The organism is Microbacterium timonense (assembly GCF_900292075.1).
GTDB lineage: Bacteria > Actinomycetota > Actinomycetes > Actinomycetales > Microbacteriaceae > Microbacterium > Microbacterium timonense.
The window spans coordinates 851,684-874,069 of record NZ_OLMV01000001.1 but is presented as its reverse complement, the minus strand read 5'-3'; the positions used below and the strand labels follow the sequence as shown (position 1 = coordinate 874,069).

Below are 22,386 nucleotides of genomic sequence, written 5' to 3'. Positions count from 1 at the left end.
GGAGGCGTCGCGACACGGGGCGCGTCCGCTTGCCGCAGCGCGTGCCGGGAGAGAGGATGGGCGGCATGTCTGCGGAACACAGCGCGCCTGCGGTGCGCGACGCGCGCGTGGGCGACGACCGCGCCGATGGGCGCGACGAGACGCCGGCGGAGCGGGCGGACCGCAACTGGAACGAGGTGCTGCAAGAGCTGCGTGTCCTGCAGACCGGCACGCAGATCCTCACCGGTTTCCTGCTGGCGCTGGCATTCCAGCCCGCGTTCGGCGACTTGTCTACGGGGCAGCGCTCGATCTATCTGGGGCTGGTCGTGCTCTCGGCGCTGAGCTCGATCATCGCGCTCGCTCCGGTGGCGCTGCACCGGGTGCTGTTCCAGCAGGGCGCGAAACCGGCCGTCGTCCGGTACGGTCACGTCGCCTTGATCACCGCCCTGACGACCGTCTCGGTGCTGCTGGTGGGCGTGGTCGCGTTCGTCTTCGACGTCGTGCTCGGCGGCTCCGCCTTCTGGTGGGCGCTGATCCCCCTCGCCGTGCTCATCCTCGCGCTGTGGCTGGTCGCGCCCGCGGTGATCCGCGCGCGCCTGCGCACGAACGGAACCCGCACGTGACCGAGACTCTGGCCATCGGCGTCGGTCAGTTCGCCCCGACGGCCGACACCGCCGCCAACCTCGAGGTGATCGCGCATCTGGTGGCCACGGCATCCTCCCGCGGCGCGCGCCTGGTGGCGTTCCCCGAGTACTCCAGCTACTTCGTCGACCCGTTCGACCAGACGCTCGCCGAGAACGCGCAGCACCTCGACGGCCCCTTCGTGAGCGCGCTCACCCGGATCGCGGCCGAGCACGAGGTCGTGATCGTCGCGGGACTGCTGGAGCACGCGAGCGACGAAGGGCGGGTGCGGAACACGGTCGTGGCTGTGGACGGCGCGGGGCTGCGCGCGCACTACCGCAAGCTGCACCTCTACGACGCGTTCGGGCAGCGCGAGTCGGACTGGGTGGAGCCGGGGGATGCCTCACCGCCCCAGACGTTCGAGCTCGCGGGCCTGCGCTTCGGCCTCATGACCTGCTACGACCTCCGCTTCCCGGAGGTGGGGCGGCTGCTCGTGGACGCCGGGGCCGACGTCTTCGTCGTGCCGTCGGAATGGGTGCGCGGCCCGCTGAAGGAGCACCACTGGCGCACGCTCCTGCATGCCCGCGCGATCGAGAACACGGTGTTCATGGCGGCCGCCGACCATCCGCCGCCGCTGGGGGTCGGTCATTCGCTCATCGTCGACCCCCAGGGCGTGGAGCTTGCCGCCATCGGCACGGCGACGGACGTCGCGGTGGCCCATCTGGACGTCGCGGCCGTCGAGCGGGTGCGCCGGGTCAACCCCGCGCTTCGTCTCCGCCGGTTCGGCGTCGGGCCTCGCTGAACCGCGTCAGGCCCAGTGGGCGAGGCGGGATGCCGCCTCTTCGAGCACGTCGACCCGTTTGCACGCCGCGAATCGCACAAGGCTCCGGTAGTCGTCACGGTGCGCGGGCGTCGTGAAGGCGGTGAGCGGGATGGCCACGACCCCGGCTCGCTCGGGGAGCGCGCGGCAGAACTCCGCGGCGTCCGTGGCTCCCAGTGCCGCAGCATCCGCGACCGTGAAATACGAACCCGCGGGTGTGGAGACCACCAAGCCGGCGGCTCGGAGCCCTGCGCCCAGCAGATCGCGCTTGGTGCGCAACGTCTGCGCGATCCCGCGGAAGAAGTCGTCGCCGAGGCGCAGGCCCGTGGCGATCGCAGGCTGGAAGGGGCTGCCGTTCACGTACGTGAGGAACTGCTTGACGGCGAGTACCGCGTCCACGAGCGGAGCCGGACCGCAGGCCCAGCCGATCTTCCAGCCGGTCGTTGAGAACGTCTTGCCGCCGGACGAGATCGTCAGCGTGCGCTCCCACGCACCGGGGAGGGTGGCGATCGGCACGTGCGGCTCGTCGAACACGAGGTGCTCGTACACCTCGTCGGTGACGATCACGGCATCATGGCGCTCCGCAAGCCGCACGACCTCGGCACGGACCTCGGGGGAGAACACGGCGCCGGTGGGGTTGTGCGGGTCGTTGACGAGGATGATGCGGGTGCGATCGCTGACCGCGGCGCGGAGCTCATCGAGGTCGGGCTGGAAGTCCGGCCACCGCAGTCGCACCGGGACCAGCCTCGCCCCCGCGAGAGCGGCGACCGCCGCGTACGAGTCGTAATAGGGCTCGAACACGACGACCTCGTCGTCGGCGTCTTCCAGCAACGCCAGCAGAGCGGCGGCGAGCGCCTCGGTGGCCCCCGCCGTGACCAGCACGTCGCGATCAGGATCGACGTGCAGCCCGTAGAAGCGCTCCTGATGTTCGGCGATGGCGCCCAGCAGGTCGGGGATGCCGCGCCCCGGCGGGTACTGGTTCGCGCCGCCCGCGATCGCCTCGCGCGCGACCTCGAGGACCGCGGCAGGCCCGTCTTCGTCCGGGAAGCCCTGGCCGAGATTGATGGCGCCGGTCCGCGCCGCGAGTGCCGACATCTCGGCGAAGATGGTAGGGCGGATCGAGCCGTCGGCGGCGACGAGTCCGGCGCCGACCGCCGTGCGGCGCCACGCTCCAGGGATGTCTCGCATCGCTTCACCGTATCGGGCGACTCATCCCGCTTGCATAGGCGAGTCCCATTCGCGACATAAGAAACGCACAGCATCGGTGGGCACAGTGGTGAGTGCTTGGAAGAAGGAGCAACCATGAGCGACATCCAGGGCGAGCGCCCGGAAGACCAGACCCCCGCAGTTCCGCCCGTGCCGCCGGCTCAGCCTGCTTCTGAGGCGACCCCCGTGCAGCCCGCCGCACCGCAGCAGCCGGCCGCACAGCAGCCGGCGCTTCCGACGCAGCCGGCCGCGCAGGCCGCGGCTCAGCACACCGCGCCGGCGCACCAGGCACCGGCTCCGCAGCCGACGCAGCCGGTGCCGCCCGCCGGCTACCCGACCGCAGGCCACGCGTACGCCCGTCCGCAGGGGTACGCCGGTCAGCCGGCGCCCTACCCGCACGCCTACGCCGGCCAGCCCGCACCGGGCGCCGCGTTCGGCGCCGGCGCCACCGACGCGCAGCCGACGCTTCCCGTCGGCGGAGCGACCGGCGCCGTGCCGACCACCACCGCTACGAAGAAGCCGTCGGGCGCCGGAAAGGTCGTCGGCCTCATCGTCGCCGCGGCCATCGTCGGCGGCGCCGCCGGCCTGGGCGGCTCGTACGCCGGAGTGAACTGGTTCACCCCGGTCAGCTCCTCACCCGCTGCCGGACCGTCGACCGTCACCGTCAACGACACCGATTCGGTGAACCAGACGACCGGTATCGCGGCGAAGGTGGTTCCGAGCGTCGTCACCATCTCTGCGACGAGCTCGTCCGGTGCCGGCACCGGCTCTGGGGTCGTCCTGACGAAGGACGGCTACGTGGTGACGAACACGCACGTCGTGACGCTCGACGGCGCCACCGGCGACGCGACGATCCGCGTGACCACCTCGGACGGACGCGTGTACGACGCCGAAGTCGTCGGCACCGACCCGACGTACGACCTCGCGGTGATCAAGCTGAAGGATGCCGAGGACCTCACCCCGATCCAGTTCGCGGACTCGAGCAAGCTGAACGTCGGCGACACGACCGTCGCGATCGGCGCGCCGCTGGGTCTTCCCAACTCCGTGACCGAGGGCATCGTCAGCGCCCTGAACCGCTCCATCCAGATCGCGTCGTCGGCAGCGCCGGAGGGCGGCGATGAGGACGAGCAGGACCAGGGCGACGGGCAGCAGGGCCCGTTCCGGTTCGACTTCGGCCAGGGCCAGCAGCAGCAGACTCCGAGCGAGAGCATCTCGATCGCCGTCATCCAGACCGATGCGGCGATCAACCCCGGCAACTCGGGCGGTGCGCTCGTCGATTCCGACGGCAAGCTGATCGGCATCAACGTCGCCATCGCGACGGCAGGCGGCTCGTCCTCGGACGGTTCCGGCTCGATCGGCGTCGGCTTCTCGATCCCGTCCGACATCGTCAAGCGCGTCACCGACGAGATCATCGAGAACGGCTCCGCCACGCACGGCCTGCTCGGCGCGAGCGTCCAGCCGGCTGCGTCGGTCGAGGGCTCCAGCATCACCGGCGCATACATCCAGGAGGTCACCGATGGCGGTGCCGCGGCCACTGCGGGGCTGAAGGCGGGCGACATCGTCACCGGCTTCAACGGCGTCCCGATCACCGACGCCACCGACCTCACGGCGCAGGTGCGTGCCGCGGCCGCCGGCAGCGAGGCTGAGGTCACGTACGTGCGCGACGGCAAGACGCTCACGGCGACGGTGACGCTCGGCGAGCTCGGGAAGTAATCCACCATCACGGGCGCCATCACGCGAGCAGGATAGGCTCGCGTGATGGCGTCCTTCTCGTTCGGCGCGGGGAATGCGAGCAAGCTCGCGGCGCTTCCGCTCTATGCCGCAGGGCGCCTCCTCACCGCCGTCGTCCCGCGCTCGCGCGATGAGTGGGTCTTCGGCTGTGCGGTCGGTATCGGCGACGGCGCGCTGGCCCTCTGGAACGTTGCGGCCGACCACGGCCACCGTGCCGTCTGGCTGGTGGCCACACCTCGTGAGGCCCGGGATGCGGCGGCCCGCGGCATCCCCGCCGTTCCGAAGGGTTCGCTGCGCGGCCTGTGGCGCACCGCCCGGGCGCGCGTCATCGTCGTGACGCACGGATTCGGCGACGTCAACCGGTATGCCGTGTCGGGCGCGTTCGTGGTGCAGCTGTGGCACGGCATCCCGCTCAAGCGGATCGGGCTGGATTCGCCGGAGACGCTGCGCGTGCCCGACGCGGTGGCCCGGACCCGTGCGCGCACGGCGGTGCGCAGCCTGCTGCGGCTCATGTACCGGGCCGCGGCGCGACGGATCGGCCTGCTGCCGGCGGCGTCGCATCTCGTTCGTGGCCGGCTGGAGTCCGCATTCGCCCTGTCGGACGCAGCGGTGCCGGTGACGGGCGAGCCGCGCGTGGACGTGCTCTCCCAGGGCACCGCGGAGGAGCGGCGCTCGACAGCGCGTACCCTGATCGCGCGCGCGGTGCCCGAGTGGGGCGGTGCCGGCCCGGTCGTGCTGTATGCCCCCACCTGGCGCGACGGGGCGGCGGACCCCGCCGTTCCGACCGCCGCAGAGTGGGCGCGGATCATCGACGTCCTCACACGCCACGATGCCACGCTCCTCGTCCGTTCCCACCCGCTCGGGGCCGGCGAGTACACGCCGCCGGTCACGACCGACCGCGTGCACGCCCTCGGCAGCGACCTGGTCGCCGACGTCACGCCGCTTCTGCCGGGAGTCGATGCCCTGGTCACCGATTACTCGTCGTTGGCCTTCGACGCCGCACTGGTGCCGCTGCCGACGCTGTTCCTCGCACCGGACGTCGACGAGTACGCCCGACGCCGGGGGTTCTACGGGACCTACGCCGACGTGGCGGGACAGGACTGGGCGGCCGACTGGCACGAGACGGCGGGGCAGCTGGATGCCGTGCTGGGCGATGAGAGCGAGCGATCGCGGCGCATCGCGCGCGCGGACGCGCTGAGCAGGCGTGTCCACGCTTACCGCGACGGTGGCAACGCGCGGAGGGTGTACCGTGCGATTCTGGCCGGGGCGGCCCGCCACCGAGCCCGCAGGAAAGGAACCGGATGACCGACGCGCGCTTCACGACAGACGACGGCCCGACGCTCGTGCTCTCCGGCGACGGCGAGCGTCCGGCGTCCGTCGAACTGGTGGGGGCGCGGGCCCGCGTCACCGCGCGCATCACCGGTCGCGGTAAGACCTGGCGTGCGGTGCTGCCCCTGCGCGCTGCGCGATGGGGTGGCGACGAGCTTCCGCTGCCGTCGGGCGCCTACGAGCTGCGCGTCGCCGGAGCCGGCGACATCCCCGCGTCCGAAGGCATCCCGCTCACCCAGCTCGGCACCCTGCGGGCGTCGCTGGAGGGCTGGACGCTGCGGGTCGGCCCGCCGATCGACCCGGCCTATGACTCGGGCGAGGGACAGGATGCCCTCGAGCGCCGATATGCGACCCGGCCCGCCACCGGCTTCGAGAACGCGGTCTTCTTCGAGAGCTTCTACGGCCGCAACGCGAGCTGCAACCCGCTCGCGATCGATCGGGAGCTGGCTCGTCGCGCCCCGGGAGTGACGCGGTACTGGAGCGTGGTCGACCTCTCGGTGGCGGTGCCCGAGGGTGCGGTGCCGGTGGTCGAGGGCAGCCCGGACTGGTGGCGCGCCCGGGGGGCGGCACGCCTGCTCGTGGTGAACGACTGGCTGCGCCGGAGGTTCTCGCGGCGCAAGGGCCAGGTGGTGCTGCAGACGTGGCATGGCACGCCTCTCAAACGCCTCGCCCTGCATCGACCCGGCTTCGACCCCCGTCGCATGGCGGCCGTCGTGCGCGAGTCGCGGCGCTGGAACATCCTCCTCGCCCAGAACCCCTACGCCGCCCGGATCCTCGGCAAGGCCTACGCGTTCCTGACGCGCCCGGTGTGGGTCGAGGGATACCCGCGCAACGACGTGCTGAGCACCGGCGACGGCGCCGCCACGCGGCGGGCGCTCGGCATCCGGGACGATGAGCGCGTGCTGCTGTACGCGCCCACCTGGCGCGACGATCGGGATCAGATCGTCGACTTCGTCGATCCCGTCTCCCTTGCCGCGGCCACCGACGCCGTCATCCTCGTCCGCGGTCACTCGCGCACGCTGCTGCCTGGACGGGATGCCGAGGGCCCGCGGGTCATCGACGTGACGGGCTTTCCCGACACGTCGCAGCTCCTGCTCGTCGCCGATGCTCTCATCACGGACTACTCGTCCGTGATGTTCGACTTCTCGGTGACCGGGAAGCCGATGTACTTCCTGGTGCCCGACATGGAGCACTACCGCGGCGAGCTGCGCGGGTTCTACTTCGATCTGTCGGCGCACGCGCCGGGTCCGATGGTGCGCAGCCAGGACGAGCTGGTGGCGGCGCTCGCGGCGGACGACCGCGCGCGCTACGCGGATCGCTACGCCCGGTGGCGTGAGAAGTTCAACGCGCGTGACGACGGTCATGCCGCGGAGCGGGTGGTCGCGCGCATCCTCGACCAGGGGTTCATCGACCCTCGCTGAGGCCCCGACGGCGGCGCGGGCCGGCCCGCCGGATCGGGGACGGGCGGGCGCTCAGGGCAGCGGGGTGTTGCGGCTGCCGAGGCGGGATGTGTCCACGGTGTCGTGTGCGCCGCCCACGAGCCCCAGCAGGAACCCGCACCCCCACGCGAGGTGCATCGTCGGGAGCACGGCGATGGTCCAGAGCTTGTCGCGCCAGCCGCGGCCGCCGCCGGGGCCGAGACCAACGGCCACGATCAGCACCGCGTAGGCGATGAGCGGCAGATACACGACGGATGCCCCGACCGAGGCCCAGCCCTGCAGCACGCCCGTCAGCTGCAGCACGGCGATCACGAGCGCGAGCACGACATCCAGGACGAGCAGCGGCGGGGCGAAGAACCGGAGCGAGTTCCCTCGCCCGAACCGGCGGACGAGCTCGCCCCGCCAGCGTCCGGTGGCCGTGAACTGACGCACCAGTCGGGTCCAGCTCTCGCGTGGCCAGTACGTGACAGCCAGCGACGGGTCGAACCAGACGCGGTACCCGGCCCGGCGGATGCGCAGGTTCAGCTCCCAGTCCTCGCCGCGACGGATGCTCTCGTCGAACAGCCCCACCTCGTCGAGCACAGCCCGCCGCATCACCCCCAGGTACGCGGACTCGGCCTCACCTTCCTGGGTGCCGCCGTGGTAGGCGCCACCGCCGAGGCCGATCGGCGAGTTGTAGGCGCGGGCCACCGCCCGCTGGAACGGCGTGCGGCCGTCGGCGCGCATCACGCCGCCGACATTCGCGGCACGCACACGATCCAGCGTCGCCAGGGCCCGCCGCGCGTACGCGGGGTCGAGCTCGGAGTGCGCGTCCACGCGGATCACGGTCGGATAGCGTCCTGCGCGGATGGCGAGATTCAGTCCGATCGGGATGTCGGCGGCCGGGTTGTCGACGAGGACGATGCGGCCGTCGTCCTGAGCGAGCTGCTGGGCGAGTTCGGAGGTGCCGTCGGTGGAGGGGCCGAGTGCGAGGATGAGCTCCGTCGGTCCGGCGATGTCCTGAGCCAGTACCGTCTCGACGGCGCGGCGCAGGTAGCTGCGCTCGTTGAGCACCGGCATCACGAACGTCACGCCGGCGTCGGGGGCCGGGACCGGAGCGTCCCTGCGCCCGTGTTGCTCGACATGCACGCGTCGATCATGTCACGGGTGCCCCTGGGTAGGCTGGACGGGTGGGTCTCGTCTCCGATGCCAAGAAGGCGGTCGCGCTGGTACGCAAGGCCGTGCGCAGCCGCTCCGCGGTCATCGATGTGCGACGGGCTCTGGCCGCTCGCCCGCCCCACGCGCCGTTCCACTACCGGGTGGCGGTGTACTTCGCGGACGGCGCGGTCAACATGTACCAGATGCGGCAGTGGTACAAGCCGTTGTCGGGTCTGGCAAGGACGTGGCCGGTGGTGGTGCTCAGTCGCTCGGCGACCGGTGCACGAGCGCTCTTGGCGGACGACGCGCTGCCGGTCGCGTTCGTGCCGACCGTGAGGGATCTCGAGGCCTTCATCGCGAAGCAGGACATCCGTGTCGTGTTCTACGTGAACCAGAACACCCGCAACTTCCAGATGTTCCGGTACGGGCGGCGCTGGCACGTGTTCATCAACCACGGCGAGTCCGACAAGATGTACATGACCACCAATCAGTACAAGGCGTACGACTACGCGATGATCGCCGGCGACGCCGCGCGAGAGCGGCTGTCGCGGGTGCTGTGGGATTACGACATCGACCGTCGCACCATCGAGATCGGGCGTCCGCAGGCCGATCACTACTCGGGCACGCTTCCCTATATGCCCGACCACCGCACGGTGGTGCTGTACGCGCCCACGTGGGAAGGCGACCGGCCTTCCGCCCACTACGGCTCGATCGCCACGCACGGCGAGGCGCTGGTGACGGCGCTGCTCGCGACCGGGCGGCACCGGGTCATCTATCGCCCGCACCCGCGTTCGGGGGTGGTCGATCCGGAGTACGGGGCCGCGAACAAGCGCATCATCGCCGCCTTGGCGGCAGCCAATGCGAGCGACCCGTCAGCGCAGCACGTGTTCGACGACGGGCCCGACCTCGGCTGGCAGCTGGCGGCGGCCGACGTGGCAGTCGTCGACATCTCGGCTATGGTCTACGACCGGCTGGCCGCCGACAAGCCGCTGATGATCACGCGCCCGGTCGACCCGGCCGCGGCGATCGACACGCACGGGTATCTGTCGGCGTGCGAGTGGCTGGACGCGGACGCGGCATCCGACATCGTCGCGCAGGCGGAGCGCGTGCTGGCGGACCCGGAGGCGGTCGCCCGGCTGGAGCATTGGGTCAGGCACTACTTCGGCGACACGACGCCGGGTGCCGCGACGGCGCGCTTCCACGCCGCCGTGCAGCGGCTGATGGACGAGTGGGAATCGTGGTACGCGCGATCCGCGGACGATGCCGACGACGAGCCGGAAGACGAAGCAGAACTGGACGACGAGGTCTGAGCCGGAAGGCGCGAGGGCTCGGCGGCGTCAGCCGACAGGAGTGGGCCGCGCGACCAGCCGCGAGATCGCGCCCAGCGGAATGGCGACCCAGGTCGGGCGATTGCGCGCCTCGTAGATCGCCTCGTAGACGGCCTTGTCGAGTTCGAGCGCGGCCAGCAGGGGATGCCCGGGGTCGAGGTCGCCGGCGGTGGTCGCGTACCCGGCGAGGAACCCGTTCCTGGCGTCGCGCGCCCAGCCGCGCACGACGTCGGCGGACCGGGACCGGTCCGGATCGTCGAGCCGCAGGGAGCCCGCGACATAGTCGAACGAACGCAGCATCCCGGCCACATCACGCAGCGCGAGATCCGGCCGCGTGCGTTCGGCCATGGGCCGCAGCGGCTCGCCCTCGAAGTCCAGCAGCACCCAGCCGCGCTCGGGGGAGTGGAGCACCTGCCCCAGGTGGTAGTCGCCGTGTATCCGCTGCAGCGGCGGCCACGGCACTGCGAGAGCGCGGCGGTACACGGCCTCTGCTGCCGCTTGATGCGGGGCGAGCTCCGGAACCTCGGCGATGGCGATCGACAATCGGCGCCTCCACGTCGCGGCGGTGGCATCCCGGTCGGCGGCGGTCGGCGGTCTTGTGGGGAAGCACCGTGCCAGCGCGAGGTGGACTTCCGCCGTTGCGCTTCCCAGCGCGTGCGCCGCGGCGTGGAAGTCCTCGCCCCGCGCCGCCGCGTGCAGGGCGACGCGCCAGGCGTCCTCCACGCCGGGAAGGAACTCCTGCGCGAAGGCGAGCGATCCCTGTACGACGCCGCGAGCTGTTTCGGGATCCGGCCAGGTCCCCTCCAACCAGCCGATGGGGCGTGGCACGTGTGCTGATCCGGCGGCAGCCAGCCCCTCTTGAAGCTCGATGTCGGGATTGAGCCCAGGGTGCAGCTGCCGGTAGACCTTGCAGATCACCGACACATCGGGGCCTTCATAGATCAGCGAGGTGTTGGACTGCTCGCCGCTGACCACCCGGGACGATGCTCCCGCCGGCGACGGCGTGCGCGAGGACGGATGGCCGACAGCGGCGGTCTGAGGCCCGCGAGCGGTCCCTCCTCGTGCGACGAGCCGCAGCAGCGCTTGCGCGTACGCGGGGTCGTGCGGGCCGTCGATGAAGGTGGTTCCGGGGGTGGGGCTGCCGATGACATGTGCGGGATCCGCATCGACGGACTCCGTGGCGCGCTCCACCACGGGGATCTGATACAGAACGGTGGGCAGCGCCCCCTCGTCGGCCACGAGGAATGTGCGCACCCGGACGTCGGCGTCGAGCGGTGACGCGCCGTCGGCCGACTCGTCGCCGGTGAGATCCCACCACGAGACGAGGCGAAGGCTCGGCGGTCGCCCTTTCGCGGCGTACCACCGCTGCCGCGGCATCCACGCCGCAAGGCACGCCACGGTGCTGTCCATACCTGCGAGCGTATGCCCGCAGGTGAAGCGTGTCGAGGATTGAATGCAAGCGCTTGCAGCCCTGCCTGCTCGGCGGGCGGCCGACGGCCGGTTCGAGTCTTCGAGCAGAAGCGCACGCCCGACTGCAAGGGAGGTGAGCCGGGGAGCTCCCCGGGGCGAGGCGACGCCGCGTCAAAGCGGCGGGACGACACGCCGTTGCGGGCCCCGCGGCGGCCCGATTCGGGCGATCCAGCCCGCCGCTTTCACACCCGGTGCGCGTCAACAGACATGCTCCGCTCGCCTTCGGCCCCTCCCGACGCGTCGCGCGGCTAGCCGTCGGCGCCGGTATCCCGGGATTCGGCGATCTCGACGACCGGCTTCACGGGAATGACGATGGACTCGACGGCTCCGGTGCCGAGATCGCCGGGACCGAGCCCGACGACATCGACGGGCGCGGCATCGGCCAGTCGCTCCGCAGCTGTCTGGGGACGTGCCGGCTCGGACGGGAGCCCCGCCCACTCGTTCGTCTCTTCGGGACGTTGACTGAACAGACCCATACCCTCATTGTCACCCCGTCGATGACGATGACGTCAGGTCGCGATCCGGTTCAGGGGGAGGGCGGTGTGTCGGGACCCTGCTCGATCGCGGGCCGGCGCCGACCGACGATGTGACCGATCGCGGTCGTCCCGCGGGAGACGCCCCCGGCCACGGCCTGGCCCGCCCGCCGGATCCCGCGGCTCGCGAGTCGCTCGATCCTGTCCGCGCCCGGGCGAGGTTCCACGTCGACCGGCAACGTCAGCGGGGGAACGCCGAAGGCGCGCCGCGACCCCACTAGGACACGGCGTCCGAGGATATGGTTGCCGGCCCCGCCGATCGCCGCGCCGATGCCGAAGGGCAGCGCCTTGCCGAGCCACGAGGCCCCGCCGCGCGCCGCGAACTGGTGGATGAACGCGGTCTTGAGGCGATCGACCAGGGGGCCGACGGCCGCGCGAGGAAGCGTCTTGGTGACCATCTCGCCCCAGTACGCCGCACGGGTGGGACCCCGCCCCGCGGCCTGTCCCGCCAGCTGGGTGACCAGGTCGACGCCCTCCTTGCCCAGCATGAGGGTGAGCACGAGCGCCCGCGCGCGATCGGGGTCCGCCACAGGGATGCCGTGCACCTCCGCTACGGACTGCGCGAACAGCGTGGTGGCCTCGAGGAATCCCACCGTCTCGACGCCGCTGAGAGCCAGCGTGACCCCCGTTCCGATGCCCGGGATCACCGCGGTCGCCCCGACGGCTGCGCCGCCGGTGGTCACCGCCGCGAGATACCGCCTCTCGAGGATCCGGACGATCTCGGCCGGCGAGGCATCCGGATTCCTGAGACGGATGCTGCGCAGATGCGCGAGCACGACGGGGCGCTGGATGGCCAGGACGCGGTCCAGCGCGCGGATGGTGAACGGGTGCTCGTCAGACCCCGTCGGCGGCAGGCCGCCGTGCCACGGGGCGTCGCCCGGCAGCGAGTGGATGCGGTGAACCTTCTCGGCCATCGCGCCGATCCTATGCGCACGACCCTGAGCAGCTGCTCAGGGTTGACACCGGGCAGGAATCCGTCAGACGAACAGGTTCGCGCGCTCGAGGTCTTCCGCGAAGTCCACCTCGACGGCGTACAGATCGGAGATGTCCAGCGGCTGGAGCAGGACGCCGTCCTCTGCGATGGCGAGCTCGAGGCCGCGCTCGAAGTAGTCCTGGTCGTCGACGCGGGTGAGGTGGCGCATGAACGCCTTCTTGTCGCGGCTGGAGATGTAGTTGATGCCGACGGCCTCGCCGATCCCGCCCTTGACCGTCTTCGACAGCTCCTTGATGTAACCCTCGGAGGTCACGGTGTACTTGACCTCCTCGTCGCTGACCTTGGCCGTGTTCACGGTCACGAAGGACTGGTCGCGCTCGATCAGTGAGATGGCGCGGCCGAGCACGCGCGGATCGAACACGACATCGCCGTTCATCCACAGCACGCCGGCCCGGCCGGTGGTCGCGAGGGCGCGCAGCAGGCTCTTGGACGTGTTGGTCTGGTCGTACCGGTCGTTGTAGACGTAGTCCACGTCGGGGAACGCCTCGACGATGGTCTCGGCCCGGTACCCGACCACCGTGGTGATCTTGGCGTCACGGCCGAATGCGGCACGGATGTTGTCGTGCTGCTGCTGCATGATGCTGCGGCCGTCGCCGAGCTCGGTGAGCGGCTTGGGAAGGCTGCGTCCCAGCCGCGAGCCCATGCCGGCTGCGAGAATGACGGTCTGAAGGGTCAAAATCTGCTCCTGAAGTGCGTGATTCACTGCCGGTTCACCGGCCGGACACCCCTTCGTGCCGGGACCATGGTAGCGATGGCCCCTGGGAAGGCGCAGAATCAGCCGCCCCCGTTGCCGATTCGTGACATTCGGTGTAAAAGGCGCATCGGTGCCACGACACACATCTGTCTCGCGCCAATCGGGAACGGCGACTGCCCCGTGGCGGACCCGCTTGATACGTTGGTTCGGTGACAGCCTCCCTCCCGGTGCCGAACGACATCGATCCGGAAGAGCCGGACCGTCACCAGGCGGTGCGCGTCGTTCCGCTCAAGGATTCGGCTGCCTCCGCTCCCACTCCCGACAAACCGCGTCGCCCGCCGCGCAAACCGCGCGCCGATGCGTCGAAGAAGCCTGCGCCGCGCAAGAAGCGACCGGTTGCAGCACCGCCCGATCCGGGTCCGCCGCCTCCGCTTCCCAGTGACCTGGAGCTCGCGGCCAGTGCCGCCGCCGGCATCGTGATCCCGCCGCGCCCTCCGCTGCCGGCCGACACCTCCGCACCGCACGTCGCCGGTACCGACGAAGCCGGTCACGCACTCGAAGCGCCGTCAGTGCCGGAGAGCGAAGCGCCGCAGCCCGAGGGCGAGGCGCCACAGCCTGAGGCGGACGCACCGGTCCAGGCGCCGGCAGAGCCCGACGCCGTCGAGGTCGACGCGGAGATCCCGGTCGACGCCGCTGGCCCGGTGGAAGCCGCTGGCCCGGTGGAAGCCGCTGTCCCGGTGGAAGCCGCTGTCCCGGTGGAAGCCGCTGTCCCGGTGGAGGCTGAAGCCGCTGCCCCGGTGGAGGCTGAAGTCGCTGAACCCGTGGCGGAACCGGAGGTCGAGCCCGCGCCGGACCCCGTCACCGACGTCACGACCGCCGCGCCGCTTCTCGCGACCCCCGAGGAGGGCTACGCGGGGGAGGACAAGCCGGGCACGGCATCACTGACCCTTCCGCTGTCGCCTGAGGCGGCGACGGCGGGCGACGCGCTCGTCCTCCGCGGAGTGAGCAAGCGATTCGGCAGCACCCTCGCCGTCGACGGCATCGACCTCACGGTTCCCGCCGGGACGTTCTACGGCCTGGTCGGTCCGAATGGTGCAGGTAAGACGACCACGCTGTCGATGATCGCCGCTCTGCTCGAGCCCGACCGCGGCACCATCCACGTCGGCGGTGTGAACGCAGGAGCGAAGCCCCTGGCCGCGAAGAAGCTCATGGGCGTCCTTCCCGACAGGCTGCGGACCTTCGACCGCCTCACCGGACGCCAGCTTCTCTACTACTACGGGGTGCTGCGAGGGCTCCCGCCGGCCGTGGTCGAGAGCCGCACAGGCGACCTCGCGCGGGCGTTCGACCTCGGCGATGCTCTCGGACGAAGCGTCTCGGACTACTCCGCGGGCATGCTGAAGAAGGTCATGCTCGCCGGGGCGCTCATCCACTCGCCGCGCCTGCTGGTGCTCGACGAGCCGTTCGAGGCGGTCGATCCGGTCTCCAGCGCCGTCATCCTCGACATCCTCTCCACCTATGTGGCGCACGGCGGCACGGTGATCCTCTCGAGCCACGGCATGGAGCTCGTGGAGCGGGTGTGCACGCGCGTCGCTGTGATCGTCGCGGGCCAGGTGCTCGCCGAGGGCACAGTGGACGAGGTGCGTGGCGAGCTCACGCTCGAGCAGCGCTTCGTGGAGCTCGCGGGCGGGCTCAGCGATGTGGAGGGCCTCGAGTGGTTGCACACGTTCTCCGACTGAGACTCGCGCTGCTGTTCGGCGCGCTGCGCGGGGACGGCCGCCATGTGGCTCGCGTGACCACCGGGCTGGTGCTTTTGGTCGCGGCGACGGTGGCGGCCTGCTGGGCGATCCTCACGATGTCGGATGCCTCCACCGATGCCGTCCTCGCGGTGACCGTGCTGGGTGGCTCCGCGGTGACGCTGGGCTTCGCGCTGGCACCGCTGTTCGCCTCCGTCGACGACCCGCTCGATCCGCGTCGCTTCGCGCTGTTCGCCCTGCCGCGCGGGCCGCTCGCCATGGTGCTGGTGGTGGCGGGACTGCTGAGCGTGCCGATCTTCGTGCTGATCGCCGTCGCCATCAGCACGGCTGTGGTGTGGGCCGATCACGGCGTCCCCGTGCCGGTCACCATCGTCTCCGTGCTGCTGGGAGTACTCACGTCTGCGATTCTGGCGCGCATCTGCATGGCGCTGGCGGCGATGTTCCTCCGCGAGCGGCGCTCGCGCGAGCTCTCCGGCGTCTTCGTCCTGGTGGTGCTGGTGGTCGTCGTCCCCGTCGGCGTGTTCTTGTCGTCCCTCGAGTGGCGGGGGAGCGTCCCGCCGCAGCTTCTGGATGCCGTGGGAGCGCTGGCGGCGACGCCGCTCGGCGCCGCGTGGGCCCTTCCCGGCGTGGTGGCATCCGGTGAACAGGTGTGGTTGCCTGTGGCCGTCGCGGTCGCCACCGTGCTGGTGCTGGGGCTGGTGTGGGTGTGGGTCGTGCGGCGCGTGCTCACCACCACCGAACGACCCGGTGTCGGTCGCGAGCGCGGCGGACTCGGCTGGTTCGCGGTGGCACCCGGAACGCCCGGCGGCGCGGTGGCTGCGCGCAGCCTCGTCTACTGGTTCGGCGATCGACGCTACGTCGTCAACGCGCTCGTCATCCCGGTCGCCGCCGCGATCACGACCGTGCCCCTCCTGATCGCGGGCGTGCCGCCGGAGCTCGTCGTGCTCGTTCCCGTGCCGTTCGCCGCCCTGTTCCTCGGATGGCTTCCGCACGACGACGTGGCGTACGACTCCACGGCGGTGTGGATGCACATCGCCAGCGGTGTGCGGGGTGTGTCCGATCGCGTAGGTCGCCTGGTGCCGGTGCTGCTGGTCGGTGTGCCGCTGCTGGCGGTGGCTGTTCCCATCGCGGTGTCGCTGCACGGGCGGTGGGCGATCCTGCCCGCGATGACGGGCGCGTGCGCATCGCTGTTCCTCACCGGTCTGGGGCTCTCCAGCATCTCCTCCGTGGTCGCGCCGTACGCGGTGTCGCGTCCGGGGGAGAGTCCGTTCCAGCAGCCGCAGCGCACAGGCTCCGGCGGTGCGCTGGCCCAGGGTGCTGTCATGCTCGGCGCGCTGATCCTCTCGGCGCCCGTGCTGTGGTGCGGGTGGCTGGCCCTGCAGGGCGACATGGATGCCGCGACCACCGCCATGTGGAGCGGGCTGGGGATCGGTCTGGGCGTGCTGGTCGTCGGGGTGACGATCGGGTCGATCGCCTTCGAACGCCGTGGCGGTCGCATCATGGAGTTCGCCGAGTCGACCTGAGCGCATGCGCGCACGATCGCCCGCCCCATCGCGACCGTCCGCGACTACACTGGCAGACCATGAGCACCCCCCTTGACAGCCCCGACCAGGGAGGCGTCGCGACCCTCGATCGCGAGCTCGAAGAGCTTCTTCGCGAAGAGACCATCGAGCCGGGGGACCACGAGCGCTTCTCGCACTACGTGAAGAAGGACAAGATCCTCGAGTCGGCGCTCACCGGCAAGCCGGTACGCGCGCTGTGCGGCAAGAAGTGGACGCCCGGCCGCGACCCGGAGAAGTTCCCGGTCTGCCCCACCTGCAAAGAGATCTACGAGTCGCTGGGCGGCTGAGCCGTCGACGAGCCGCGCACCAGCCGCGGTGGCGTCAGGGCACCGGCGGGGCGTCGGTGTAGACGGTCGGAATCGCCGGGTCTGACCTGCTGAGCGCGAGGGCGCGCACCGGCAGCTCCTCGCGCACGCGCGCGTGGTGGGCGCGGGCTTCGTGGACACCCGCAGGGCCCTCGTACGCGGCATCCGGCTCCCCGTCGACGACCAGCGGAACCTGCAGCGCCCGTGCGCCCGGGTGCGCAGCCACGGTGTCGAGGGCCTCGAAGCCGTCCGACACGACGATCAGCTCGCTCGTGGCGGTGCCGTCGTCCAGCGTCCGGAAGGCCGCCTTGCGACCGCCCTTGGACCCCTTGTCCGTCGACGCCTTCGCCACCGCGACCCAGCCGCCGTCGGCGTCCTGACGGGCGACGAGCTTGTACACCATGCCCGCCGTCGGTGTTCCCGACCCCGTGACGACCGACGTGCCCACGCCGTACGCGTCCACCGGGGATGCCGCGAGCGCGGCGATCGCGTACTCGTCGAGGTCGCTCGTCACGGTGATGCGCGTGCCGGTCGCGCCCAGTTCGTCCAGCTGCGCACGCACTTGGGCGGCGACCGTCGGAAGGTCGCCGGAGTCGATGCGCACGCCGCCGAGTCCGGTGCCGGCGACGCGTATCGCGGTCTCGACGCCGGTGCGGATGTCATACGTGTCGACGAGGAGCGTGGTGTCCACGCCCAGCGCCTGGATCTGCGCGCGGAACGCGTCCTCCTCGCTGTCGTGCAGGAGCGTCCACGAGTGCGCGGCGGTGCCCATCGTCGGGATGCCCCACACGCGGCCGGCCTCCAGGTTGGAGGTCGCACGGAAGCCGGCGATGTATGCCGCCCGCGAGGCGGCGACGGCAGAGCGCTCGGCGGCCCGTCGCGATCCCATCTCGGCCAGGGGCCGGTCACCGGCGGCCACGCTCATGCGCGCAGCGGCGGTCGCCACCGCGGAGTCGTGGTTCAGGACGCTGAGGGCCAGCGTCTCGAGGACCACGGCCTCGGCGAACGTGCCCTCGATCGTCAGGATGGGGGAGCCGGGGAAGTACAGCTCGCCCTCGCGGTACCCGGTGATCGACCCGGTGAACCGGTAGTTCTCGAGGAAGTCGAGCGTCGCGGCATCCACCACCCTCTCGTCCCGCAGGTACCGCAGTTCTGCCTCGCGGAAGCGGAAATCGCGCAGGAGCGAGAGCAGGCGGCCCGTGCCGGCGACGACCCCGAAGCGGCGGCCGCCGGGAAGTCGCCTGCCGAACAGCTCGAACACGCAGCGCCGCTGCGCGGTGCCGTCACGCAGCGCCGCATCGACCATCGTGAGCTCGTAGCGGTCGGTGAGCAGTGCGGTGCTCTCTCGCGGCGCGTCCCCGTGGGTCATGCGGGCCAGCCTACTGAGCGGCTGGCGTAGGCTGGGGCATCGTGACCCTTCGGCAGGCTCAGGACGGCGCGGATGCGCCCATCGGGATCTTCGACTCCGGAGTGGGAGGACTCACCGTCGCGCGGGCGGTCTCGGCGCTGCTGCCGCGTGAGTCGATCCTCTACGTCGGCGACACCGCACGCTCCCCGTACGGGCCGAAACCGATCGCCGATGTCCGCCGCTACGCGCTCGAGGTGCTCGATGACCTCGTGGCGCAGGGCGTGAAGATGCTCGTGATCGCGTGCAACACCGCGTCCGCCGCCATGCTGCGTGACGCGCGCGAGCGCTACGACGTCCCGGTGGTCGAGGTCATCGGCCCGGCCGTGCGCACCGCCATGTCCACCACGCGGAACGGCCGGGTGGGTGTCATCGGCACGGCCGGCACCATCAGCTCGGGCGCCTATCAGGACATGCTCGGTGTCAACGAGCGCCTCACCGTCTTCGCGCAGGCATGCCCACGCTTCGTCGAGTTCGTCGAGGCGGGCGTCACCGACTCGCCCGAGGTGCTCGCCGTGGCAGAGGAGTACCTCGCCCCGCTCCGGCACGCCGGCGTCGACACCCTCGTTCTCGGGTGCACGCACTATCCGTTCCTCGAGGGGGCGATCAGCTACGTCATGGGACCGGACGTCAGCCTCGTCTCCAGCGACACCGAGACCGCGAAAGACGTCTACCGTCAGCTCGTGTCGCGCGACCTGCTGGCGGGCCCGGATGCCGAGCCGCGGCACGTCTACGAGGCCACGGGCGCATCCGCGGACGAGTTCCTCGACCTCGCCCACCGGCTGATGGGGCGGGAGGTGTCTTCGGTCCGGCTTGTTCAGACCGGCGCCATCGACCTTCCCGCGCCGCTCGGCTGAGGCATCCGTGTCCCACTTTTCACGAAGCATGTCCCGATTCAGGTCGTTCCGGCAGCGCCTAGCGACCGAAATCGGGACACGCTCAGCGTAGGAGGAGAGAAATGACCGACATCACCCGGGCCGACGGTCGCACCGTCGACCAGCTGCGACCCATCACCATCGAGCGGGGTTGGTCCGCCCAGGCCGAAGGCTCCGCGCTCATCTCCTTCGGGAACACCAAGGTGCTGTGCACGGCGTCGTTCACCAACGGCGTACCTCGCTGGCTCGCCGGCAAAGGCAAGGGCTGGGTCACGGCCGAGTACGCCATGCTCCCGCGCGCGACGAACGAGCGCAACGACCGTGAGAGCGTCAAGGGGCGGATAGGCGGGCGCACGCACGAGATCTCGCGCCTCATCGGCCGGGCCCTGCGCGCGGTCGTCGACACCAAGGCGCTCGGCGAGAACACCATCGTGATCGACTGCGACGTGCTGCAGGCCGACGGCGGAACACGTACCGCGGCGATCACCGGCGCCTACGTGGCACTCGCCGACGCGATCGAGTGGGGCCGAGGCAGGAAGTTCATCGGTCAGAAGGCGCAGGTGCTCTTCGACTCGGTCTCGGCCGTGTCGGTCGGCATCATCGACGGCGAGCCCATGCTCGACCTCGCCTACGTCGAAGACGTGCGCGCCGAGACCGACATGAACGTCGTGGTCACCGGTCGAGGCCTCTTCGTCGAGGTGCAGGGGACAGCCGAAGGGGCACCGTTCGACAAGCGCGAGCTGGATGCGCTGCTGGAGCTCGGCGTCAACGGGTGCGCCCAGCTGCGCGAGCACCAGCAGGCCGCACTCGCGCCGGCCGCCTCATGACGGGCGAGAGCCGGTCGTTGAGCGAGCGAGGCGAGACGAGACGCCGGATCGTCCTCGCCACCCACAATCCGCACAAGGTCGAGGAGTTCCAGGCCATCGTGGCGGCGACGCGCCCCGACGTGGAGGTGATCGGCTACACCGGTCCCGAGCCCATCGAAGACGGCGTGACGTTCGCCGACAACGCCCTCATCAAGGCTCGTGCCGCTGCGACACACACCGGATTTCCCGCGCTCGCCGACGACTCCGGCATCTGCGTGGACGTGCTGGGCGGCGCACCGGGCGTGTTCTCGGCGTACTGGGCAGGGCACGCTAAGGATGCCGCGGCCAATCTGCGCCTGCTGCTGGACCAGCTCTCGGATATCCGCGATCCGCACCGCACGGCGCAGTTCGTCTCCACCATCGCGCTGGTGGTGCCCGCCGCGGACGGGGAGGCCGCGGAGCACGTGGTGGAAGGCGTCTGGCCCGGACGCCTCGCCGTGGCCGCATCCGGCGTCGGCGGGTTCGGTTACGACCCCATCTTCATCCCCGACGGCCAGCAGCCCGGCTACGAGCGGACGGTCGGGGAGTGGTCGCCCGACGAGAAGAACGCGGCATCCCACCGCTCCCGCGCCTTCGCAGCGCTCTCACCCCTGCTCGCGCAGCTCTGACCGACGACGTCAGCGTGAGACGAGCGGCAGCTCGAGAACCGACTCGTGCCCGGGTCCGGTGTGCACCGTGCACGTGACCCGCGGGCTGGACCGGTAGAGCGCCGGGAAGGAGCCCCACAGGGGGTTGCGGGGCGAGAGCTGGCGGCCGGAGAGATGCAGCCGCAGTTCGTCGCCGGCCCGGAAGAACGTCGCCGAGGGGGCGAGCTGCAGCGCCACCGCGCGCGGCTCGGCGTCGAGCAGCACGCGCCGGCACCCGGTCGTCACGAGGTCGCGTCCGAACCCGTAGGAGCCTTCGAAGGGCACGAACCGCCCATCCGTCCACTTCGATACACCGGCGAAGATCGATGCCGGCCCGACGGATGCCGCACTGAGCCACACACGCACCGCGACGTCTCCGGTGATCTCGGCGTCTTCCTCGAAGCGCCACGAGAACGTTGCGGCGTGCCGGCGGCCGAAGGTGGCGGTGCCCCATGTGACGGGCTGATCGGTCCGCAGCCGGCCGTCCTCGTGGAGGTGAAGCAGGACCGGGGTGCCGGCGGGAGGCCAAACGGCCTCCTCGCGCACCTCGTGGATCCGGTCAGCCCGCTCCCGCACCTCCAGCCGGACCCGTGGAAGCTCCGCCGGGATCCCCTTGAGATGCGCGTCGAGGAAGGCCCGTTGCACCGCCACGGCCTCGTCGCTGTAGAAGGTCGCCCACTTCCCGCTGCGGTGCGTGTACAGATGACGCACGGACGAGCCGGTCTCGGCGAAAGCGCGGAAGCTGCCCCGTGTGTGGAGGTTCGCGTCGGAGAAGCTGCCGCAGACGAGCATCGGAACCTCGATGCGGCCGAGATCCGGCGCCAGCGAACGCCACCACGCGTCGTCGTCCGGCCGCGCAGCGACTTCCCGTCCCAGATCGGGCGACATACGTGTCACCCGCCGGATCACGGTCGTCCACAGCCGTGCGAAGCCCACCTCCCTGACTCCTCCGGGGTAGAAGAAGTCCCGGTACGCGTCGGTGAATCCCTCCCACGGCGCGATCGCACGCAGGTGCGGCGGGCGCAGCGCTGCCACCTTGTACTGAGAGATCGCGAGGTAGGAGACGCCGAGCATGCCGACCCCGCCGTCGCACCAGTCCTGCCCCGCGATCCACTCGATCGCGTCGAAGATGTCCTCCGCCTCCGCGTCGCTGAAGAGCGACCCTACGCCGTCGGACCGCCCCGCACCGCGCACATCGAGGTTGACCACGGCGTAGCCGGATGGCACCCAGTACGCGGGATCCGGCCCCTCCCAGCCCGTCTGGTCGGAGATGTGCACGGGGCCGGTCTGCCGCAGAATGCGGAACTGCGGATTGATCCGGTAGCCGCGCCGCGTGCGTCGGGGCACGGCGTCCTTGCCGTACGGGTGGGCGCAGAGGATCACCGGCCGTCGGCCGCCGTCGCGCGGCAGGTAGACGTTCGCACGCAGGATCGTCCCGTCGCGCATCGGGATCTCTACATCCCGCCGGATCTGCACCTCGGGTCCGGCCGGCGTGACGGTGACCGGCGGACGGAGGGCGCGACGCACACGCTCTCGCGCGTACGCGAACGCGCCGTCGCGCCTCCAAGGACGGTCGGTCGCAGGCGTCGGCGCGGATCGATCTTTCACGGCGCGACGCTATCACCGCGCCGGTGCCGCGACTGAGAATCACACTCATTCCCGAGTAGCGCTGGGAGCGCTCTTCGCGGGCGCCGCGGGATTAGCCTGGGCGC

Annotated in this window: 20 protein-coding genes; 12 read left to right on the top strand and 8 right to left on the bottom strand. The window is 71.1% G+C overall.

Annotated elements, in window-relative coordinates; translation table 11 throughout:
• Positions 1-65 precede the first annotated feature (65 nt).
• Positions 66-602, top strand: coding sequence for a DUF6328 family protein (locus tag C9992_RS04225; RefSeq protein ID WP_106814293.1), 537 nt, complete (start codon positions 66-68; stop codon positions 600-602).
• Entirely contained in the window at positions 599-1,402 is an 804-nt protein-coding gene (locus tag C9992_RS04220; RefSeq protein ID WP_106814292.1) for a carbon-nitrogen hydrolase family protein, read from the top strand. The genes C9992_RS04225 and C9992_RS04220 overlap by 4 nt, the downstream gene beginning before the upstream one ends.
• A gap of 6 nt (positions 1,403-1,408) precedes the next feature.
• On the opposite strand, the gene C9992_RS04215 is transcribed toward C9992_RS04220, so the two are convergent.
• Positions 1,409-2,608 carry an aminotransferase class I/II-fold pyridoxal phosphate-dependent enzyme gene (locus C9992_RS04215; RefSeq protein WP_106814291.1) on the bottom strand — a complete coding sequence of 400 codons (1,200 nt, stop codon included), beginning with the start codon at positions 2,606-2,608 and terminating at the stop codon, positions 1,409-1,411.
• A gap of 114 nt (positions 2,609-2,722) precedes the next feature.
• On the opposite strand from C9992_RS04215, the gene C9992_RS04210 reads away from it, so the two are divergent.
• From C9992_RS04210 to C9992_RS04200, 3 genes are read left to right on the top strand one after another with little or no spacing between them, the layout of a single operon-like run.
• Entirely contained in the window at positions 2,723-4,339 is a 1,617-nt protein-coding gene (locus tag C9992_RS04210; protein ID WP_106814290.1) for a S1C family serine protease, read from the top strand.
• 45 nt (positions 4,340-4,384) lie between these two features.
• Positions 4,385-5,662, top strand: a complete 1,278-nt coding sequence (locus tag C9992_RS04205; protein ID WP_106814289.1) for a CDP-glycerol glycerophosphotransferase family protein — start codon at positions 4,385-4,387, stop codon at positions 5,660-5,662.
• Positions 5,659-7,107, top strand: a complete 1,449-nt coding sequence (locus C9992_RS04200) for a CDP-glycerol glycerophosphotransferase family protein (protein ID WP_106814288.1) — start codon at positions 5,659-5,661, stop codon at positions 7,105-7,107. Before C9992_RS04205 ends, C9992_RS04200 begins: the two co-directional genes overlap by 4 nt.
• Positions 7,108-7,158: 51 nt before the next feature.
• Here C9992_RS04200 and C9992_RS04195 read toward each other — a convergent pair whose 3' ends face one another.
• Complete coding sequence (locus tag C9992_RS04195; RefSeq protein ID WP_106814630.1) at positions 7,159-8,184, bottom strand: glycosyltransferase family 2 protein; 1,026 nt, start codon at positions 8,182-8,184, stop codon at positions 7,159-7,161.
• A 110-nt stretch (positions 8,185-8,294) separates the two neighbouring features.
• Here C9992_RS04195 and C9992_RS04190 point away from each other — a divergent pair, with 110 nt between their 5' ends.
• Positions 8,295-9,572 (top strand): CDP-glycerol glycerophosphotransferase family protein, encoded by a 1,278-nt coding sequence (locus tag C9992_RS04190; protein ID WP_106814287.1) that lies wholly within the window; start codon positions 8,295-8,297, stop codon positions 9,570-9,572.
• A 27-nt stretch (positions 9,573-9,599) separates the two neighbouring features.
• On the opposite strand, the gene C9992_RS04185 is transcribed toward C9992_RS04190, so the two are convergent.
• The 4 genes from C9992_RS04185 to C9992_RS04170 form a co-directional block, all read right to left on the bottom strand.
• Entirely contained in the window at positions 9,600-11,000 is a 1,401-nt protein-coding gene (locus tag C9992_RS04185) for a maltokinase N-terminal cap-like domain-containing protein (protein WP_106814286.1), read from the bottom strand.
• A gap of 308 nt (positions 11,001-11,308) precedes the next feature.
• Positions 11,309-11,536 (bottom strand): hypothetical protein, encoded by a 228-nt coding sequence (locus tag C9992_RS04180; RefSeq protein WP_106814285.1) that lies wholly within the window; start codon positions 11,534-11,536, stop codon positions 11,309-11,311.
• Between the two features lie 50 nt (positions 11,537-11,586).
• Positions 11,587-12,507, bottom strand: coding sequence for a hypothetical protein (locus tag C9992_RS04175; protein ID WP_106814284.1), 921 nt, complete (start codon positions 12,505-12,507; stop codon positions 11,587-11,589).
• 63 nt (positions 12,508-12,570) lie between these two features.
• On the bottom strand, positions 12,571-13,263 hold the full coding sequence (locus C9992_RS04170) for a phosphocholine cytidylyltransferase family protein (protein WP_106814283.1): 693 nt from the start codon (positions 13,261-13,263) through the stop codon (positions 12,571-12,573).
• Between the two features lie 227 nt (positions 13,264-13,490).
• Between C9992_RS04170 and C9992_RS04165 the strand changes: the two genes are divergently transcribed.
• The 3 genes from C9992_RS04165 to C9992_RS04155 are packed head-to-tail and all read left to right on the top strand — an operon-like array spanning position 13,491 to position 16,884.
• Positions 13,491-15,017, top strand: a complete 1,527-nt coding sequence (locus C9992_RS04165) for an ABC transporter ATP-binding protein (protein ID WP_235007967.1) — start codon at positions 13,491-13,493, stop codon at positions 15,015-15,017.
• Entirely contained in the window at positions 14,993-16,558 is a 1,566-nt protein-coding gene (locus tag C9992_RS04160; protein WP_106814282.1) for a hypothetical protein, read from the top strand. The genes C9992_RS04165 and C9992_RS04160 overlap by 25 nt, the downstream gene beginning before the upstream one ends.
• 59 nt (positions 16,559-16,617) lie before the next feature.
• Positions 16,618-16,884 (top strand): DUF3039 domain-containing protein, encoded by a 267-nt coding sequence (locus C9992_RS04155; protein WP_106814281.1) that lies wholly within the window; start codon positions 16,618-16,620, stop codon positions 16,882-16,884.
• A gap of 34 nt (positions 16,885-16,918) precedes the next feature.
• On the opposite strand, the gene C9992_RS04150 is transcribed toward C9992_RS04155, so the two are convergent.
• A complete protein-coding gene (locus C9992_RS04150; protein ID WP_106814280.1) occupies positions 16,919-18,271 on the bottom strand; it encodes a nicotinate phosphoribosyltransferase in 1,353 nt (450 codons plus the stop codon).
• 41 nt (positions 18,272-18,312) lie between these two features.
• On the opposite strand from C9992_RS04150, the gene murI reads away from it, so the two are divergent.
• The 3 genes from murI to rdgB all read left to right on the top strand — a co-directional run bounded on the left by murI (position 18,313) and on the right by rdgB (position 20,656).
• Positions 18,313-19,164 (top strand): glutamate racemase, encoded by an 852-nt coding sequence (gene murI / locus C9992_RS04145; RefSeq protein ID WP_106814279.1) that lies wholly within the window; start codon positions 18,313-18,315, stop codon positions 19,162-19,164.
• A 101-nt stretch (positions 19,165-19,265) separates the two neighbouring features.
• Positions 19,266-20,009 (top strand): ribonuclease PH, encoded by a 744-nt coding sequence (rph, locus tag C9992_RS04140; RefSeq protein WP_106814278.1) that lies wholly within the window; start codon positions 19,266-19,268, stop codon positions 20,007-20,009.
• Positions 20,006-20,656: an RdgB/HAM1 family non-canonical purine NTP pyrophosphatase gene (gene rdgB, locus C9992_RS04135; protein WP_106814277.1), complete on the top strand. Its 651-nt coding sequence runs from the start codon at positions 20,006-20,008 to the stop codon at positions 20,654-20,656. The genes rph and rdgB overlap by 4 nt, the downstream gene beginning before the upstream one ends.
• Before the next feature lie 9 nt (positions 20,657-20,665).
• Here the strand turns inward: rdgB and C9992_RS04130 are convergent, their stop codons facing one another.
• Complete coding sequence (locus C9992_RS04130; RefSeq protein WP_106814276.1) at positions 20,666-22,282, bottom strand: CocE/NonD family hydrolase; 1,617 nt, start codon at positions 22,280-22,282, stop codon at positions 20,666-20,668.
• Positions 22,283-22,386: the final 104 nt, after the last annotated feature.

Excerpts from the sequence above, each read along its gene's own strand:
- C9992_RS04225 (WP_106814293.1), top strand. The coding sequence starts at position 66 with ATGTCTGCGGAACACAGCGCGCCTGCGGTGCGCGACGCGCGCGTGGGC.
- C9992_RS04215 (WP_106814291.1), bottom strand. The coding sequence starts at position 2,608 with ATGCGAGACATCCCTGGAGCGTGGCGCCGCACGGCGGTCGGCGCCGGA.
- C9992_RS04210 (WP_106814290.1), top strand. The coding sequence starts at position 2,723 with ATGAGCGACATCCAGGGCGAGCGCCCGGAAGACCAGACCCCCGCAGTT.
- C9992_RS04205 (WP_106814289.1), top strand. The coding sequence starts at position 4,385 with ATGGCGTCCTTCTCGTTCGGCGCGGGGAATGCGAGCAAGCTCGCGGCG.
- C9992_RS04200 (WP_106814288.1), top strand. The coding sequence starts at position 5,659 with ATGACCGACGCGCGCTTCACGACAGACGACGGCCCGACGCTCGTGCTC.
- C9992_RS04195 (WP_106814630.1), bottom strand. The coding sequence starts at position 8,184 with ATGCCGGTGCTCAACGAGCGCAGCTACCTGCGCCGCGCCGTCGAGACG.
- C9992_RS04185 (WP_106814286.1), bottom strand. The coding sequence starts at position 11,000 with ATGGACAGCACCGTGGCGTGCCTTGCGGCGTGGATGCCGCGGCAGCGG.
- C9992_RS04180 (WP_106814285.1), bottom strand. The coding sequence starts at position 11,536 with ATGGGTCTGTTCAGTCAACGTCCCGAAGAGACGAACGAGTGGGCGGGG.
- C9992_RS04175 (WP_106814284.1), bottom strand. The coding sequence starts at position 12,507 with ATGGCCGAGAAGGTTCACCGCATCCACTCGCTGCCGGGCGACGCCCCG.
- C9992_RS04155 (WP_106814281.1), top strand. The coding sequence starts at position 16,618 with ATGAGCACCCCCCTTGACAGCCCCGACCAGGGAGGCGTCGCGACCCTC.
- C9992_RS04150 (WP_106814280.1), bottom strand. The coding sequence starts at position 18,271 with ATGACCCACGGGGACGCGCCGCGAGAGAGCACCGCACTGCTCACCGAC.
- rph (WP_106814278.1), top strand. The coding sequence starts at position 19,266 with ATGACCGACATCACCCGGGCCGACGGTCGCACCGTCGACCAGCTGCGA.
- rdgB (WP_106814277.1), top strand. The coding sequence starts at position 20,006 with ATGACGGGCGAGAGCCGGTCGTTGAGCGAGCGAGGCGAGACGAGACGC.